This is a genomic window from Rossellomorea sedimentorum, assembly GCF_046237645.1.
GTDB lineage: Bacteria > Bacillota > Bacilli > Bacillales > Bacillaceae_B > Rossellomorea > Rossellomorea sedimentorum.
Genome location: NZ_CP143546.1, coordinates 3579779 through 3595845 on the forward strand (window position 1 = coordinate 3579779; position 16067 = coordinate 3595845).

A 16067-nucleotide genomic window follows, 5' to 3' on the forward strand; every position below is an offset into this window, starting at 1 on the left:
GGTTTTGCTATGAAGCCAGTTCCTAAGAATAGACAAATTTCACCTTTCATCATCCTTTTCCTTATTCATTCCATCCAAGTGGGGGTAGGGGTGCTCGGATATCAAAGGGTGATTGCCAAAAGTGCCGGTTATGATGCGTGGATGGCCGTAATCATCGCCGGTCTCCTTACGAATATCATTGTATTTATCATTTTTAAAGTTGTGCAGACCGGCGGCGGGGACTTGATTGAAGCCAACAAAACAGCGTTCGGTAAATGGTTCGGTAAATTCTTTGATACTGTTTACCTTCTGTATTTCTGCCTTATTGCCGTCACTGTGGCGAGGACTTATATTGAGGTTATTCAAGTGTGGATGTACCCGAGGATCTCTCCCTTGCTCTTTGCCGTTCTATTCTTTTTGCTCGTTATCTATGTTGTCAATGGAGGGCTGCGCACAGTGGCAGGTGTAGCCTTCTTCGGTACTGTACTTCCCGCTTACCTGGTCCTTACCTTTGGGTTTACATTCCCCTTTGCTGATTTCAGAAATCTTCTCCCTGTGTGGGATCATACAGTGATAGACCTGCTGAAGTCCACTCGGGATATGACCCTTAGTTTCCTTGGTTATGAAACACTGCTCATTTTTTACCCTTACATCAGCCAGGGAGATAAATCGAAAAAATGGGCTCACGCCGGGCTCCTTCTAACAACCACAATCTTTACTGCATTGACACTCGTGAGTTTTGCCTTCTTCAGTGAAGGTCAGCTCGAGAAGACAGTATGGGCCACCCTGTCCATGTGGAAGATTGTTGAAATGCCCTTTGTGGAAAGGTTTGAGTATATCGGCATTGCCAACTGGTGTCTGATCATCCTTCCCAACGTCTGTATTTCTTTATGGTGTGCAAGCAGGATCGCCAAAAGATCGTTTAAATGGAACCAAAGAAAAACGTTGATATTCTTGTCAGCACTTTGCGTGTTCGCAATCAGCCTCCTTGAGGAACGGAATCATATCAACACGTTAAATGATATAACGAGTAAAGTCGGATTTTACCTCAACTTTGGATTCATTCCTTTTCTTCTATTCATGATATTTTTGATGAAGAAGGTGAGAAAGAAAAAATGAAGAAGATAATAGTCTATTCCCTCCTTATCGTCCTATTGTCCGGTTGCGTTCAAGCGGAAATCCTTGATGACCTGAATATCGAAACAGCGAAAGGGTACGATGTCGCGGGAGAAAAATTGATCAGAGGCACCGCACTATATCCAAGGTATATGGCTGATAAAAAAATTGAGAATGTAACGTTAACAGCAGAAGCAGAGTCGACTCGGGAAGTGCTGAATATTTTAGAAAAAAAGTCAGAGATGCCTCTCGTGCGCGGCAGTTTGGAAAATGTCATTATTTCTGAAGAAATGGCAAAGAAAGGAATGCTCCATATTGCCGATTCACTCCAGCGGGATGCCAGCGTCGGAGCGAGGGTATTACTCCTTATCAGCGACAGTACAGCGGAAGAAATTTTGAAAGGGGACTATGGGATCAAAGGGACTTCAGACTATATTTCCAAACTCATTGACCACAATATGAAACGCGGGGATTTAGCGATTTCCAATTTACACTTATTTCTGTTCACTTTTTATCAAGAAGGACAGACCCCTTATTTACCCATTATTGAAACGACCAAAGACAAAAGCCTCGGTATAAGTGGTATCGCTCTATTTAAAGATGATAAAATGATTGACCGAATCGGCAAAAAAAATATGTTTTACTTTAAACTTTTGGCTGACAAGTACAGTGAAGGCAACCAAGTGGTAAAGCTTTCTGAAGGTTCTTCAGGGCTTAGGGAAAATGTTGAAGCATCTGTGACCAGTTTACGCTCAAAGCATAAAATTGATATCAAAGAAAAGGCAACCCCTGTGGAGATCAATGTGACGATCGATCTAACAGGAATTATTAAAGAATTTACAGGGAAAAAGCTTTCACCTCCGAAAGTTCAACAAATAGAGGAGGCAATGGAGAAGGATATTGAAGAGCGCTGCCTAAATATGCTAAAGAAATTTCAGAAGGATGGAATAGACCCTATGGGTTTTGGACAGCGCATGAAACACGGGGTCCGAAAAATGGACTTTAAAAAGTGGGAAACCGAACAATATCCGGATGCCAAGATCAATGTCAAAGCACAAGTGAAGATCATGGAATCTGGAACAGTTGAATAAAAGGATTCCGTCCTTCTTAACTAGGAAGGACGGCGCTCATCCAGCCATTGAATCGCTTCGGTGAGACAACTGCGGTAGAAAGTTTCCTTTTCAGCAGGCATTTCCTTGATCCTCTCTTTCATGAAGGTGAGGCCTGTTATTACAAATAGGATATCTATGTTTCTGGAAGAGAGGACATTGGACAGCCATTTGACATGATCAATAAAGATTTCCGGCGCCTGAAGACGAAAGGCTGTCTGCAGATAATGAAAGTGCTTTTGTAGATCAGCCGTTGTCTGGAACCTTCCCTTTTCTCCATATTTCTCAACAAGTTCGGGATGCTTCTGAAAGACGCTTTGGGCGACTTCAGAGACTAATTTATTTATTAGTTCCTGCTGCTCAAGGACACGGGATTGATACATAGTATTCCTCCTCGATATTTGTACTTTTTAGTATACATGAAAAAGGCAAATCAATATGTCCTGAACAAAACATTTTGCAAGAGAGTCAGCAGACAGCTGGAGTCTTATTGCCGAGCCTGAGGTGTATTCCAATCAACCTACCTGCCCGGCGTCAAACGTGCTGTGTGTACCAGCAGGCAACAAAGTTTACGAAAAGTCCTCAAATCAAATACAATTGAATAAATAGAGGAGGTCAATAAGATGCAATCCATTCAAAATCAAGAAACATTCCAGGAGCTTATTTCTCAGGCTGACCCGGTCATCATCAAATTCTTTGCTGACTGGTGCCCTGACTGTACGAGAATGAATATGTTCATTGATGAAATCATTGAAGAATATGATCAATTTAAGTGGTATGAATTAAACAAGGACGAACTTCCTGAAATTGCAGACCGCTATGATGTCATGGGGATTCCAAGCCTGCTGATTTTTAAAGACGGCGAAAAGACGGGACACCTGCATAGTGCCAATGCCAAAACACCTGACCAGGTAAGGGAATTTCTCCAAAATAATAAATAATACAGAAGAGCAGTCTCCATGGGAGGCTGCTCTTTCTGTTAGCGGGAATAAACTCATCAGGGAAGCGCAAACTATGTCTGTATTCACTAATTCTAAAAGAGGTGCTGAGCATGACAAAGAAATATAACAAAGGAAGCAAGAATCAAAACTCCCCTCATGCAGGGCATAATCAAGCTGAGTTCTCCAGAGAAATTGCTGCAGGTGACAACAGCAAAGGCAACAAACATAATAAAGACCAAAACGATAAAACGGATAGAGATTAATATGAAAAGAAAAGTACAGATCGATGAAGAAACAACAAGAGCCAATATGAAAATCCAGGACGCTTTCTACGAAGACAAAGACAACATCCAGGAAGAAGTTGTCCCTGCCTACGTCAATAACAACACACCCGCCATCCGCATAAGCGGAGATGATGAGTAAGAGACAGATGTGCGCTTAACTCCTTTAAAGCAGCAAAAGGGACAGTCCCTCTTCGTGCGTTAAAGCGTTAAAGCAATGCTCATAATGAAAAAGGAGATTCCCATTTGGGAAGCTCCTTTATACATTTTATTTAAGTGTCTTTGCGCTGAACTTAGTATACAAACGCCGCTCCAACAATAATCAACAAAATAAACAATACAACGATTAGCGCGAAACCGCCGCCGTAACCATAGCCACCGCCATAGCCGTAGCCACATCCATATCCGTATCCGTATGGCATAATCAGACACCTCCAGAATGATTATTGAGCTTTCATCACTCAATAACATCCTATGAATCTCTGTAAAAAATGATTAGGCTAACCTAGCCCAATTACAAAGCATTAGCCTGTTAAAAGGTCTTCTTTGGGATGGCTGATCTTTGCTGATCCCGCTTTGGCCGGCGAAAAGGCGAGCGTGAGCGGACCCAGCTTCCCGACGAACATGACAAAGATCAGGATGCACTTCCCTAAGCCATTCAGATTAAACGTCAATCCCATCGACGGATGTTTGGTTAAGCGACTGCTGAATGACCCACCGTTCCCTGAAACCGATTCTTTTTCCGAGCATCAAATAAATCAGTACAGCGAACGACAGGATCCCAAGTCCCCCGACCTAAAATGAGACCCATAACGACCACTTCCCCAAAGGTCGTAAACACCTTACCTGTATCCACCACAACCAATCCGGTCACAGTCATGGCTGAATTCGCCGTAAACAATGCGTCAATCCACGAAACAGGTACTCAGAAGCTAAAGGCAGTTTCAATCATACTTTCCAACAACCATGAAGAATAAAATTAACCAGCAGTAATTGAGGCGGACTAAGCTGAATGGAACGCCTTTTTCTCCTTGTCAAATACCTTCTTTTTCAAAACGATTAAGGTCCCGGTTATCTCCTATCACAATTAATAAATCGTCTTTTTGTATCAGCTCATCGGCCGGCGGAGAAACGATAATATCATCTCCGCGTTGAATGGCGATGATATTGCATCCATAACGGGCACGCACATCCAGATCAATCAATGTCTTATTCGCTACTTTATTTGACGCAACAAGCTCGACGATACTATGCTCTTTTGAAAGCTCAATGAAATCAATGACTTTTTCAGAAGTGATGTGATGGGCGATCCTTCTTGCCATATCCCTTTCAGGATGAATCACCTTGTCTGCCCCAATTTTATCAAGTACTTTCTGATGATAGGTGCTTGATGCCTTTACCCATACTTCTTTGACGCCAAGATCTTTCAGCAGGAGCGTAGTCAAAATGCTCGCCTCAATATTTTCACCGAAGGAGACAATGACATGATCGAAATTTCTCAGCCCAAGCTCCTTTATCACATTTTCATCCATGGCATTCGCGCGGACAGCATGTTCAGCAACATCACGATACTTCTCCACTACTTCTTCATTATTGTCTATCGCCAGCACATCTGCACCAAGCTCACTTAGTTCCCGGACAAGGTTTCCGCCGAACCGCCCCAGTCCGATTACTGCAAATTGTTTTTTCATGAATGACTCCTCCAATGACCTGATGTTAATTAGAATAACCTCTGCAGTTTGTTTTCATTAAGTTCTTTTTTGTTGACTCTTTTCTAAACCTTTGCTGCTAATTACTATTAAGTTCATGAGATATCGTGATAATTCACAGAAATTATCCGGAATGAAAAGAGCTAATCACCTTGTTTAGCAAGATAAGCCTTTGTCATCGAGGGAAAAATCCGGCCTTCCGGATTTTTCCGAGAGCAACAATTTATACGAAAACGGCCTTTTTGCTTCAAAGGCCAGAGATGTCGCAAATGATCAAAACAAAAGGCTCTTTTCGTAAACATTGTTTCTATTTAATACAAATTTTAAAAAATCCACTTAATTAACCAGGAATAGCCTGATAAACAAGTAAGAAAAGAGCTAATTCACCTCTTTCAGAGAAAAAAGCCCTTGTCTCCAAGGGAAAAATCCGGCTCTTTGGATTTTTCCGAGAGCAACAATATATACGAAAACAGCGAAACAAAAAGACCACCAGGAAATAAGCCTGTGGTCATGAACACAAGTTAAATCTCCTTCACAACGCTTACGAGGTTAGCTGTCGGATTCGGGTCTTGAAAGTTAACCCTACCTTTATATATAAAGGATTCACCCCAAAAGATTGGTTCCCCCGCTCAATTTGATTCAGCGATTATTCTATTACGAGAGATATCTTACTCCTCCGTTTTCTGTTTGTAAAGAAGTTTGTTATAAATAAAAATGAGCTTTATATGGAGAGCCGATGCTGTTTTCTCAGCTGAGAGACCGTCTTCAGGACAGTGTACCTCAGCAGCAGAGTCCGTCAGTGGCACACTCTTCTTTTGGAAGAAGAACGAAAAAAATCCGGGTGCCTTTCACCCGGGGTCACATTTATATTATATAAATAACAGCAAGCTCAATGCCATAACCGCCATTCCGGCAATCAATCCGTATATAGGCAAATGAGTTTCGTCATATTTCTTTGCGGCTGGGAGAAGTTCGTCAAGCGAGATAAACACCATGATCCCTGCGACTGCAGCAAAAATGACACCAAACATTACATCATTCAGGAATGGCATTAAAATCAAGTAGGCTACCAATGCCCCGATTGGTTCTGATAAACCTGATAAGAATGATAATTTGAATGCTTTCTTTTTATTCCCCGTAGCAAAGTATATTGGTACGGCTACCGCAATCCCCTCCGGAATATTATGAATCGCAATGGCAACGGCAATGGCTATACCGAGTCCTGGATCCTGTAATGCAGACGTAAATGTCGCAATTCCTTCAGGAAAGTTATGAATCGCAATGGCAAGGGCTGTGAAGGTTCCCATCTTCAGTAAAGCTGGATCTCCCAAGCCTTGTCGCGGAGTGTTCATTTCCTCCACCTTTTTCAATTCATGGGGATTTCCCTGCTTTGGAATCAGCTTATCGATCAAGGCGATCAACAGCATCCCTGCAAAAAAGCTTATAACCGTTATCCAGTTTCCGACCTCCCACCCAAGGGAACCAGTTAGGGCATCTTTGGCCTTTACAAAGATTTCAACCATGGATACATAGATCATAACACCCGCAGAAAATCCTAGCGTTACCGACAAAAAACGGGTATTGGTTGAAGATGTAAAGAAAGCGAGAATACTTCCAATTCCGGTCGCAAGCCCTGCCATCAATGTCAAACTAAAGGCAAGCAGTAGATTTCCATCCATACCAATTCTCCTCTTTTCCTGTAAATTTCACTGCTGTTATTTTCCCCGTTCAATATTTATTGTTGTATATGGTTTACATTTGGTTCTTATTCATACGCTGTCTTCAGGAAGGAAAAACAGTGTAACCACACAGACGTTACTTGTTGAACACTTAAAAACATAAGTTTCCCTTGGCAAACATTTTACTCCACACGCAAATTAGCAGTCAATCTTTTTCATTCATTCTATGAAAGATGTGCTAACCCTGCTAATCTGCAGACTAACCTTACCTAATTACCAGTTTTCATATGAACACATAAGTTTCCCTGTGCCAACATTATATAAACCTCGGGCATTGTTTGTGACATTTTTCTTTTAAAAAGCTGTTTTCGTATAGATAGTTGCTATCGAAAAAAGGGCCGGATTGTTCACTTGGGTATAAGGGCTTTCCTCTCAGAAAAGGAGGAATAGCTCTTTTCTTTCTTGCTGACCAAAAAAATTTCTATGACTTCTGGCCATATCTGATACTTAATAAATAGCAACAAGGTTTAGAGAAAAGAGCCACAAAAAGACTGAATCATCCTGAGATGATTCAGCCTCATAATTAACCTTTATCCTGTTTTCGCGGTTTAAAACGATTCGGATCTCGAACCGGGAGCGGCTCCTTCCTTATCATCTTCACAAAGGCATACATGATTATGAAGATGATGACGGTAAATGGAAGAGCCGAGATAAGGGAAGCTGTCTGCAAGGCACCCAGCCCGCCTGCCAATAGCAAAACAGCAGCTATGGTGGCCATCAGCACACCCCAAATGATTTTTACCAGGGTAGATGGAGTCAGGCTTCCTCCAGTGGTCATACTCGCCAATATATATGTAGCAGAATCAGCTGAAGTGACCAGAAACGTAAAAATCAACAAGATGGACAGAATAGACAGCATTTCCGTAAACGGCAAGTGAGCATAGGTTTCAAACAATGCCACTGTTACATCATTATTCACAGCCTGTGCAATGGCAGTCCCGTTGTTGAGGTCGCTGTAAAGGGCCGTTCCACCAAATACGGCAATCCACAGGCAGGCAATCAATGGGGGAATCACCAGAACACCCATGATAAACTCCCTGATTGTTCTCCCTTTCGATACTCGGGCAACGAAAGCACCTACGAATGGAGACCAGGCGATCGCCCAAGCCCAGTAAAAGATTGTCCAATCCCTGACCCATGTACCTCCTTTATAAGGTGTCAGCCTTAAGCTGTATTCCACAAAGTGATTCAGGTAATCACCCAAACCGAGTGTGAACGAATTTAAAATAAAGACGGTCGGACCGGCAAAAAAGACAAAGATTAGCAGCACCAGGCACAAACCAAGGTTCAAGTTACTAAGCCATTTGATTCCTCTGTTCAGTCCAGTACTCGAGGAAAGCAGATAGATAATGAGGAGTACTCCCATAATCAGCACTTGAATACCGACTGAATTCGGAAGGTCAAATACTGCCTTCAAACCTCCATTCATTTGAAGGACGCCCAAACCGAGCGAAGTGGCAATTCCCATCACCGTTGCAATGACGGCAAAAGAGTCAATTGTATTCTTTACTCCTTTTCTCTTGGAGGTTACCGATTCAACCGCAGTGGAAATCAAACCGTTTTTTCCTTTTCTGAATTGCAGGAAGCCAATCATAAGGCCTACCAACGTGAAAACGGACCATTGACTGATTCCCCAGTGAAAAAAGGCATAGCCTGTTGCCACCCGTGCTGTCTCTTCCGTCAGCGGCTCCATTGCCTGGAACGGGGGTGTAAAGAAGTGGCTCATCGGTTCCGCGACACCCCAGAATACAAGACCTGCTCCAAAACCGGCAGAGAAAAGCATTCCTACCCAAGTAAAGAATGGATATTCCGGCCGGGAGTCTTGTGGTCCAAGACGGATCTTTCCGTATTTGCTGATTGCAATGATTAGGAGGAAAACCGAAAAGATGAATACCGAAATGAGGTAGAACCATCCAAAGTTGGTGGTAGTAAATAAAAAGAGTGTCTCTGCTGCACTTCCAAATTTAGCTGGAACCACTGCCCCAACTATGACCAGCAGGAAAACAACAATGGCAGAGACGATAAAAACGGGGTTCTTAATCTGACTGAAATTCATGTTTTTAATTCCTTTCTGTGTTACGCTGATACTTGACGAAATTATTTCATAATTCGAACTAATATAATTATAAACATATTTTAGTATAATTTTCTAATTCTTTGCCTTTTACCCCTTATGAATACCCCGGAAGAGATGTGGTATAAACCAAAAAGAAGGCGAAAAATATAATGCTGGGAGGCTGTAATATGGGAAACCAACATAACCGCATTAAACGTGAAGATGTACCTGAAAAACAAACATGGGATTTAAGTGACATTTTCCCTTCTCGAGAAGATTGGAGAAAAGAACTGCAGGCCGTACAGGATGATGTGGAATCAGTTACTCGTTTCAAAAACCGCCTAAATGAGAGCAGCTCTGTCATGCTTCAGTGCCTGGAGGCGAAAGAAGAACTTCTCAAGCGTTTTAACCTTGTGGCTTCCTATGCGGCACTGAAACAATCAGTGGACCATAACGACACAACCAGCCAGAAAGATGCAGCACGGGCGGAGGAAGCGGCTTCAAGAATCAACGCAACCCTGGCGTTCGTGGAAACGGAGATCATCGCTCTTCCAAAAGAGACATTGGATACTTTTCTTAATGAGGAAAAAGCTTTGAATTCTTTTAAAAAGTACCTTAATGACTTACAGGACAGGAAGCCGCACACGCTTGGCGAGGAAACCGAACAAACACTCGCCGCTCTGGGGTCGGTCTTTTCTGCTCCATATAATATTTACAACCGCGGCAAACTTTCGGACATGCAATTCGACTCTTTTATTGATGAGGAAGGAAATGAGCTTCCCCTGTCTTTTGCCCTTTATGAGGGAAAATACAGTTCATCCCCTTCTGCTGAGATACGAAGGAAATCTTATGAATCGTTCACTAAAACGCTTCAGCAGTATAAAAGTGCATTTGCGGCTGCTTACGCGACTCAGGTCAATCAGGAAGTCATCACTGCCCGGCTGAGAAGCTATGACTCTGTCACAGACATGCTTCTGGCACCCCAGCAGGTCACAAAAGAGATGTACAACAATCAGCTGGACATCATACAGGAAGAGCTGGCGCCGCATATGAGAAAATACGCCCGCTTGAAGAAACGGGAACTCGGCCTTGACAAGCTTACCTTCGCTGACTTAAAAGCACCTCTTGATCCCGATTTTAAAATTGAAACGAGCTATGAGGAAGGAGCGGAAACGGTAAAAGAAGCCCTGAGAGTCATGGGTGACGAATATAACGAGATGATTGACAAGGCTCTGTCAGAAAGATGGGTTGATTATGCAGACAACGTCGGGAAATCTACAGGTGCCTTTTGTTCGAGTCCTTATGGTGCCCACCCGTATGTACTCATGACTTGGCCGGACACAATGAGAGGGACCTTCACCCTTGCCCATGAGCTCGGACATGCCGGCCACTTCTACCTGGCAGGCAAAAATCAGCGCATGACCAACACTCGTGCTTCCCGTTATTTCATCGAAGCACCATCCACCATGAACGAAATGCTGCTTGGTCATCACTTATTATCAAAAGACAATGACAAGCGGACAAAACGCTGGGTCATCCTCCAGCTGCTCGGAACCTATTTCCATAACTTTGTGACACACTTGCTGGAAGGGGAATTGCAGCGCAGAGTCTACAACTTGGTTGAAGACGGCAATCCATTGACGGCCAGCGTCCTGTCGGAACAAAAAGCCGACATTCTGAAAAAATTCTGGGGAGACACCGTTGAAATCGATGAAGGAGCCGGCCTCACCTGGATGCGCCAGCCCCACTACTATATGGGGCTGTATCCTTACACCTATTCAGCGGGCTTGACCGTCTCTACCCTGGTGTCCAAAAGGATCATCGAAGAAGGCCAGCCAGCCGTCGACCGCTGGCTTGATGTCCTGAAAGCAGGCGGAACACTGGAACCGCTCGAACTCATCAAAAAAGCCGGCGTCGACATGTCGAATCCTGATAACATCCGTGAAGCCGTTGCGTATGTCGGGTCATTGATTGACGAACTGGAAGAGAGTTATGAATAGGTTTGTGATTGCCCCCAGGCTATTGCCTGGGGGTTTTGGTTTAAGTGTACGTTGGAGTGGGATGGGAGGGGGCCTGGTCCACCGGCCAACTTGTTGGATTGACTGGTTTTATGTTGAGAAGTGAACTTTAAAAAGAGTAACTTAGCTCTATCAACCGGTTTTACGGTTCTATCAATCACTTTTCCCCTTCTATCAACCAGTGTGTGGAGTCTATCAACCAGTTTCGCTTCTTTATCAACCACTTCTCTTGTTCTATCAGCCAGCCCACCCTTTACTTCCATTTTAGTTTGATACCCCCGGCTATGCCGGGGGTTCTGACCTTTGAGTGGAGGACGGGAAATTTAAAAAGAGTAACTTAGCTCTATCATCCGGTTTTCCGGTTCTATTAATCACTTTTCCCTTTCTATCAATCAGTTTGTGGAGTCTATCAACCAGTTTCGCTTCTATATCAACCACTTATCTTGTTCTATCAGCCAGCCCACCCTTTACTTCCATTTTAGTTTGATCCCCCCGGCTATGCCGGGGGTTCTAACCTTTGAGCGGAGAACGGTGAATTTAAAAAGAGTAACTTAGCTCTATCATCCGGTTTTCCGGTTCTATCAATCACTTTTCCCTTTCTATCAACCAGTTTGAAGGCTCTATCAACCAGTTTCGCTTCTTTATCAACCATTTGGCTTGTTCTATCAGCCAGCCTTACAAATTGGTTTTTTAAAATTTTTCTAGCGAGTATATCCTCCACCTTTTCTCACCTCTTGAAGGCAAATTCATTTTGGATAAGATTTTGTTAACAGCTGAACTTGATTTCATTCCTAAAAACCTTCGCACTTCCCCGTTCGTAACCTCAGTCCCCACCAGCAACGCATAATCCCTCAAGGCTGCAATATGTGCATCCTTGGATTCGCCTCCACATTTCTCGCATATCCACTTCCCATATGCTCGTTTACAAGGTAAATACTCACAATGCGGACACTTCACACCCTTGATCAATTCATCAGGTTTAATTCCGAATTTCTTTAGTACATCCACTTGCAGCGGTATATGGTGTTTAACAATTTCGTTAGCCAGGTCCATTGCCTCTTCCTTTTGGAGATGTTTCCGTTGATATTTTTCCTGAAGTGCATCAATTTGAAATGGAAGTTGTCCACTGTGGATAACCTTTTTATGGACAGTATCTGAGGAAGATTGAAGAATAGTGCGGGTATTACTGCTGACTACTAACGATTCAATTGGAAGGTGAGACAATTTGAGGGTTGCAAGCCATTTTCTTAATTGAATTTTATGGCGCTTTACTTGAAGCAATGGATCCGAAAAGCCTTCTTCTCCTTTTTCGTTCGTCCTGATGAGTTGATTGAACTCTGTGTCAAAATACAATACCCCTGTCATATTTTTGGTCTCTACTATAAGAATGAACTTCACTGTTACGATAAGGGTATCAATTTGAAAGTAGTGGGTACCATCGAAGAGACGGACGTTATGAAGGATGAAAAAATCTTTCGAAGATAAATAGCTAAGGGGGTAATTCAAGCTTACTTCTCCTTTATAGCCAGCCATTCTCCGGCCAAGTGCCTCATAGACCAGCTTCTTAGCAATATGGGTTTCAGCCAGCCTTTCATCCAGTGCTTGCAGCTGCAAAAGTTCCAGAGGGATAATACGTGGTTTGATTATCATTACATCACTCCTTTCAAGCGTTAAATTCCACTTCCCCAGCTGATTTTCCTGCATCATCGACAAAACGTTTATCTCTTTTAAAATTTCTCTTTTAGGAAAGCTGTTTTCGTATAGATTGTTGCTATCGGAAAAATCCAAAGGGCCGGATTTTTCCCTTGGGTACAAGGGCTTTTCTCTCTGAATAAGGTGAATAGCTCTTTTCTTTCTTGCTGACTAAGATATTTTCTGTGATTTCTGGCCATATCTCTTGAACTTAATAGTAAATAGCAACAAAGTTTTAAAAAGAGCCTTCAGGAAAAAGCACATATACAGAACAAACGTTCTTGTTTTTCCGAACTCTTTTGGCTATACTATTGATAGAACCTTATAAAAGGAGTGTTGAGGATGAAACAGGCAATACCTTATCTTACGTTTAACGGCAATGCAAAGGAAGCACTGGAGTATTATAAAGAAATATTTGAAGGTGAGATCGCCCAGGCTCAAACTTTCGGGGCAGCGGATTATCCGACACCACCGGAAATCGATGATAAATTAATGCATGCCCGATTTGTCAAAGGCGACCTGTTGTTGATGGTCTCTGACACTTTTCCGGGAAGCGAAGTCGAAGCAGGAAGCAACATTTCACTTGTCCTTGAGTTTGAAAGTGAAGAGGACATTCAAAAAGTATACGACCGGCTGACTGCCAAAAGTACAATACATATGGAGCTTCAGGATACATTCTGGGGAGCTAAATTCGCTAAAGTTAAAGATCCTTATGGTATCACTTGGGACTTGAACTACACGAAAAAATAATATAAAAAAAGCACACAAGCAGAAGTCTGCTTGTGTGCCATCCTAATGAATCTGAGCGTCTGCCTGAACGGAGGCAGCATGATCAGATTCATGAGTATCAATATTGGTCTCATTAAATTGAGCATACACCGTATAGCCCGCAACGACCAGCAACAGGTAAGCGACTGCAGCAATAACCCACTTCTTCATCTTATCTACCTCCTACAGCTTTACTCTTTGCAGCCTTAGTGCATTCAACACAACAGAAACGGAACTGAACGCCATGGCGGCTCCCGCCAGCCAAGGGGCAAGCAGTCCTACGGCAGCAACCGGGATGCCCAATGTGTTATAGGCAAATGCCCAGAACAAATTTTGTTTGATGTTTCTGATGGTTTTCTTACTCATGAAGATGGCATCCGCGATACTATTCAGGTCTCCCCGAATCAGAGTGATATCTGCTGCTTCCATAGCCACATCCGTACCTGTGCCTATTGCCATTCCAATATCTGCAACCGCCAATGCGGGAGCATCATTGATACCATCACCGACCATCGCCACTTTCTTGCCTTCAGCCTGTAGCTTCTTCACTTCATCCGCCTTGCCATCAGGCAGCACTTCCGCGATGACATTCTCGATACCCGCTTCTTTGGCTATTGCCTCGGCTGTCTGGCGGTTATCGCCTGTCATCATAATGACTTGAAGCCCCATCTCTTTCAAGCGATTGACCGCTTCTTTGGAAGTGTCTTTAATCGTATCAGCCACAGCGATTAATCCTGCATATTCACCATCTATCGATACCAGCATCGCTGTTTTCCCTTCACTTTCAAGTTCATTTTTCGTTTGCAGGACAGCCTCTTCCACTGTCACACTCTCACGATCCATCAGTTTTTTTGTACCGATTAGCACTTTGCGTCCATTAACCGTTGCCGAAACCCCGAATCCCGGAATCGCCTCAAATTCTGCATCCGACGTTATGTCAATTCCTTTCTCTCTGATTCCTTCGACAATGGAAACAGCCAATGGATGTTCAGAAGGTCGTTCGGCAGCACCAACCAATTTCAAAAAGTCTGATTCATTTATGTTTTCATGAAGAATTACATCAGTCAAAACGGGTTTACCGTTGGTGACTGTACCTGTCTTATCCAGCACAACCGTAGAAATGCTATGCGCCGTTTCAAGGTGTTCTCCTCCCTTAAAGAGAATCCCAAATTCTGCTGAACGGCCGGAGCCTGCCATGATGGAGGTAGGCGTTGCCAGCCCCAACGCACATGGACATGCTATAACAAGGACAGCTATCAGTTTTTCCAAGCTTTCTGCAAAATCTCCTGGGGTGATCCAGATAAACCAAATTAGAAAGGTGATAATCGCCAAGCCAACCACTATCGGAACAAAAATGCCGGATATCCGGTCTGCCATCCTTTGTATCGGAGCTTTTGACCCTTGGGCTTCTTCTACCACCTTAATAATTTGAGCAAGCGCAGTATCTCTTCCAACCTTTGTTGCTTTGATCTTGAGGAACCCATTTTTGTTAATAGTGGACCCGATGACTTCATCTCCAACCGTCTTGTCAACAGGAACACTTTCACCAGTGAGCATGGATTCATCGAGTGCAGAACGGCCTTCAAGGACTTCGCCGTCAACCGGTACTTTTTCGCCCGGCTTTACAAATACAACGTCTCCGACTGTCACTTCTTCCAGCGGAATTTCGGTTTCTTCCCCGTCTCTCAGTACGGTTGCGGTTTTCGCCTGCAGCCCCATCAGCTTTTTAATCGCTTCAGAGGATCTTCCTTTTGCTCGCGCTTCAAACAACTTACCAAGGATAATCAATGTGATTAATATGGCACTCGTTTCAAAATAGAGCTCCGTCATTCCTTGGTTTGCTCCGATTGACTGTATCGATAAGAATAAACTGTAAAAATACGCTGCGGAAGTTCCTAAGGCAACCAGTACATCCATATTGGCACTCTTATTTTTCAATGCTTTATAAGCTCCGACATAGAATTGCTTGCCGACAACGAATTGCACCGGTGTTGCCAATGCAAACTGTACCCACGGATTCATCAGCATATCAGGCAGATAGATGAATGAAGTGAACTCAAAGTGACTGACCATCGCCCAGAGGAGTGGTAATGACAGTATGGCGGAAAAGAGAAATTTCCCCTGCTGATTTTGAATCTCTTTTTCCCTGTAGTCTGCCCTATCTTCATTATTCTTCTCAGCAGTTTCCCTGGCTCCATAACCCAGCTTATCGACTCTTTTTATAAGGTCGGAAGGCGTAACCAGAGCAGGATTATATTCAATGGTAGCTTTTTCCAAGGCGAGATTGACGTTTGCCTTTGAGACCCCATCGGTTTTGTTAAGGCCTTTTTCAATTCGGGTCGCACAGGCGGCACACGTCATACCTGTGATTTCAAACTCAGCTTTTTCGTTAACAACGTCGTATCCAAGATCTTTAATCTTCTCCTGCAGATTCTGCGGAGCGGTAACCGTGGGGTCAAATTTAACTGAGGCCTTTTCCAAAGCAAAATTGACATTTGCATCACTGACCCCCTCCATCTTTTTTAATCCTTTTTCAATTCTGGAGGCACAGGCAGCACAAGTCATCCCTGTCACTTGGTAATTAATATCTTTAGTATTTTCGCTCATGATATCCCTCCCCATACCCATATAGGGTATATTATTTTGCGAAAGAAACGTG

17 protein-coding genes, 1 pseudogene and 1 riboswitch are annotated in these 16067 nt (G+C 43.3%); of the genes and pseudogenes, 7 read left to right on the top strand and 11 right to left on the bottom strand.

What is annotated here, in order from left to right; genetic code table 11:
• Positions 1–9 precede the first annotated feature (9 nt).
• Positions 10–1098 (top strand): GerAB/ArcD/ProY family transporter, encoded by a 1089-nt coding sequence (locus V1502_RS17630; RefSeq protein WP_409251903.1) that lies wholly within the window; start codon positions 10–12, stop codon positions 1096–1098.
• On the top strand, positions 1095–2186 hold the full coding sequence (locus V1502_RS17635; RefSeq protein ID WP_409251904.1) for a Ger(x)C family spore germination protein: 1092 nt from the start codon (positions 1095–1097) through the stop codon (positions 2184–2186). The genes V1502_RS17630 and V1502_RS17635 overlap by 4 nt, the downstream gene beginning before the upstream one ends.
• Positions 2187–2206: 20 nt before the next feature.
• Here the strand turns inward: V1502_RS17635 and V1502_RS17640 are convergent, their stop codons facing one another.
• The gene (locus tag V1502_RS17640) at positions 2207–2587 is read right to left on the bottom strand and encodes a hypothetical protein (RefSeq protein WP_409251905.1); all 381 of its coding nucleotides are present in this window, start codon (positions 2585–2587) and stop codon (positions 2207–2209) included.
• A 240-nt stretch (positions 2588–2827) separates the two neighbouring features.
• Between V1502_RS17640 and V1502_RS17645 the strand changes: the two genes are divergently transcribed.
• The 3 genes from V1502_RS17645 (at position 2828) to V1502_RS17655 (ending at position 3568) form a co-directional block, all read left to right on the top strand.
• Positions 2828–3145: a thioredoxin family protein gene (locus tag V1502_RS17645; RefSeq protein WP_409251906.1), complete on the top strand. Its 318-nt coding sequence runs from the start codon at positions 2828–2830 to the stop codon at positions 3143–3145.
• Positions 3146–3255: 110 nt separating this feature from the next.
• Positions 3256–3408, top strand: a complete 153-nt coding sequence (locus tag V1502_RS17650; protein WP_409251907.1) for a hypothetical protein — start codon at positions 3256–3258, stop codon at positions 3406–3408.
• A gap of 1 nt (position 3409) precedes the next feature.
• Positions 3410–3568: a hypothetical protein gene (locus V1502_RS17655; protein ID WP_409251908.1), complete on the top strand. Its 159-nt coding sequence runs from the start codon at positions 3410–3412 to the stop codon at positions 3566–3568.
• A 151-nt stretch (positions 3569–3719) separates the two neighbouring features.
• Here V1502_RS17655 and V1502_RS17660 read toward each other — a convergent pair whose 3' ends face one another.
• The 5 genes and pseudogenes from V1502_RS17660 to V1502_RS17680 form a co-directional block, all read right to left on the bottom strand.
• On the bottom strand, positions 3720–3848 hold the full coding sequence (locus V1502_RS17660) for a YjcZ family sporulation protein (protein ID WP_409251909.1): 129 nt from the start codon (positions 3846–3848) through the stop codon (positions 3720–3722).
• Between the two features lie 250 nt (positions 3849–4098).
• Positions 4099–4416: pseudogene (locus V1502_RS17665) on the bottom strand (potassium transporter TrkG); the annotation flags it as partial.
• Positions 4417–4460: 44 nt separating this feature from the next.
• A complete protein-coding gene (locus V1502_RS17670) occupies positions 4461–5117 on the bottom strand; it encodes a potassium channel family protein (protein ID WP_409251910.1) in 657 nt (218 codons plus the stop codon).
• Between the two features lie 541 nt (positions 5118–5658).
• Positions 5659–5790, bottom strand: a riboswitch (cyclic di-AMP (ydaO/yuaA leader).
• 214 nt (positions 5791–6004) lie between these two features.
• Positions 6005–6814, bottom strand: coding sequence for a zinc transporter ZupT (gene zupT / locus V1502_RS17675; protein WP_409251911.1), 810 nt, complete (start codon positions 6812–6814; stop codon positions 6005–6007).
• A gap of 583 nt (positions 6815–7397) precedes the next feature.
• The gene (locus V1502_RS17680) at positions 7398–8930 is read right to left on the bottom strand and encodes a BCCT family transporter (protein ID WP_409251912.1); all 1533 of its coding nucleotides are present in this window, start codon (positions 8928–8930) and stop codon (positions 7398–7400) included.
• Positions 8931–9118: 188 nt separating this feature from the next.
• Between V1502_RS17680 and pepF the strand changes: the two genes are divergently transcribed.
• Positions 9119–10930 (top strand): oligoendopeptidase F, encoded by a 1812-nt coding sequence (gene pepF / locus V1502_RS17685; protein WP_409251913.1) that lies wholly within the window; start codon positions 9119–9121, stop codon positions 10928–10930.
• On the opposite strand, the gene V1502_RS17690 is transcribed toward pepF, so the two are convergent.
• From V1502_RS17690 to V1502_RS17700, 3 genes are all read right to left on the bottom strand, one after another.
• Positions 10921–11211, bottom strand: coding sequence for a hypothetical protein (locus V1502_RS17690; RefSeq protein ID WP_409251914.1), 291 nt, complete (start codon positions 11209–11211; stop codon positions 10921–10923). The genes pepF and V1502_RS17690 overlap by 10 nt on opposite strands.
• Positions 11212–11444: 233 nt before the next feature.
• Positions 11445–11669: a hypothetical protein gene (locus V1502_RS17695; protein ID WP_409251915.1), complete on the bottom strand. Its 225-nt coding sequence runs from the start codon at positions 11667–11669 to the stop codon at positions 11445–11447.
• The gene (locus V1502_RS17700) at positions 11639–12598 is read right to left on the bottom strand and encodes a nuclease-related domain-containing protein (RefSeq protein WP_409251916.1); all 960 of its coding nucleotides are present in this window, start codon (positions 12596–12598) and stop codon (positions 11639–11641) included. Before V1502_RS17700 ends, V1502_RS17695 begins: the two co-directional genes overlap by 31 nt.
• Positions 12599–12982: 384 nt before the next feature.
• On the opposite strand from V1502_RS17700, the gene V1502_RS17705 reads away from it, so the two are divergent.
• The gene (locus V1502_RS17705; RefSeq protein WP_409251917.1) at positions 12983–13390 is read left to right on the top strand and encodes a VOC family protein; all 408 of its coding nucleotides are present in this window, start codon (positions 12983–12985) and stop codon (positions 13388–13390) included.
• A gap of 42 nt (positions 13391–13432) precedes the next feature.
• On the opposite strand, the gene V1502_RS17710 is transcribed toward V1502_RS17705, so the two are convergent.
• Both V1502_RS17710 and V1502_RS17715 read right to left on the bottom strand, forming a co-directional pair.
• The gene (locus V1502_RS17710; RefSeq protein ID WP_409251918.1) at positions 13433–13579 is read right to left on the bottom strand and encodes a hypothetical protein; all 147 of its coding nucleotides are present in this window, start codon (positions 13577–13579) and stop codon (positions 13433–13435) included.
• A 12-nt stretch (positions 13580–13591) separates the two neighbouring features.
• The gene (locus V1502_RS17715; RefSeq protein WP_409251919.1) at positions 13592–16015 is read right to left on the bottom strand and encodes a heavy metal translocating P-type ATPase; all 2424 of its coding nucleotides are present in this window, start codon (positions 16013–16015) and stop codon (positions 13592–13594) included.
• Positions 16016–16067: the final 52 nt, after the last annotated feature.

Coding starts and splice junctions, on each gene's coding strand:
- V1502_RS17630 (WP_409251903.1), top strand. CDS start 10: ATGAAGCCAGTTCCTAAGAATAGACAAATTTCACCTTTCATCATCCTT.
- V1502_RS17635 (WP_409251904.1), top strand. CDS start 1,095: ATGAAGAAGATAATAGTCTATTCCCTCCTTATCGTCCTATTGTCCGGT.
- V1502_RS17640 (WP_409251905.1), bottom strand. CDS start 2,587: ATGTATCAATCCCGTGTCCTTGAGCAGCAGGAACTAATAAATAAATTA.
- V1502_RS17645 (WP_409251906.1), top strand. CDS start 2,828: ATGCAATCCATTCAAAATCAAGAAACATTCCAGGAGCTTATTTCTCAG.
- V1502_RS17650 (WP_409251907.1), top strand. CDS start 3,256: ATGACAAAGAAATATAACAAAGGAAGCAAGAATCAAAACTCCCCTCAT.
- V1502_RS17655 (WP_409251908.1), top strand. CDS start 3,410: ATGAAAAGAAAAGTACAGATCGATGAAGAAACAACAAGAGCCAATATG.
- V1502_RS17660 (WP_409251909.1), bottom strand. CDS start 3,848: ATGCCATACGGATACGGATATGGATGTGGCTACGGCTATGGCGGTGGC.
- V1502_RS17670 (WP_409251910.1), bottom strand. CDS start 5,117: ATGAAAAAACAATTTGCAGTAATCGGACTGGGGCGGTTCGGCGGAAAC.
- zupT (WP_409251911.1), bottom strand. CDS start 6,814: ATGGATGGAAATCTACTGCTTGCCTTTAGTTTGACATTGATGGCAGGG.
- V1502_RS17680 (WP_409251912.1), bottom strand. CDS start 8,930: ATGAATTTCAGTCAGATTAAGAACCCCGTTTTTATCGTCTCTGCCATT.
- pepF (WP_409251913.1), top strand. CDS start 9,119: ATGGGAAACCAACATAACCGCATTAAACGTGAAGATGTACCTGAAAAA.
- V1502_RS17690 (WP_409251914.1), bottom strand. CDS start 11,211: ATGGAAGTAAAGGGTGGGCTGGCTGATAGAACAAGAGAAGTGGTTGAT.
- V1502_RS17700 (WP_409251916.1), bottom strand. CDS start 12,598: ATGATAATCAAACCACGTATTATCCCTCTGGAACTTTTGCAGCTGCAA.
- V1502_RS17705 (WP_409251917.1), top strand. CDS start 12,983: ATGAAACAGGCAATACCTTATCTTACGTTTAACGGCAATGCAAAGGAA.
- V1502_RS17710 (WP_409251918.1), bottom strand. CDS start 13,579: ATGAAGAAGTGGGTTATTGCTGCAGTCGCTTACCTGTTGCTGGTCGTT.
- V1502_RS17715 (WP_409251919.1), bottom strand. CDS start 16,015: ATGAGCGAAAATACTAAAGATATTAATTACCAAGTGACAGGGATGACT.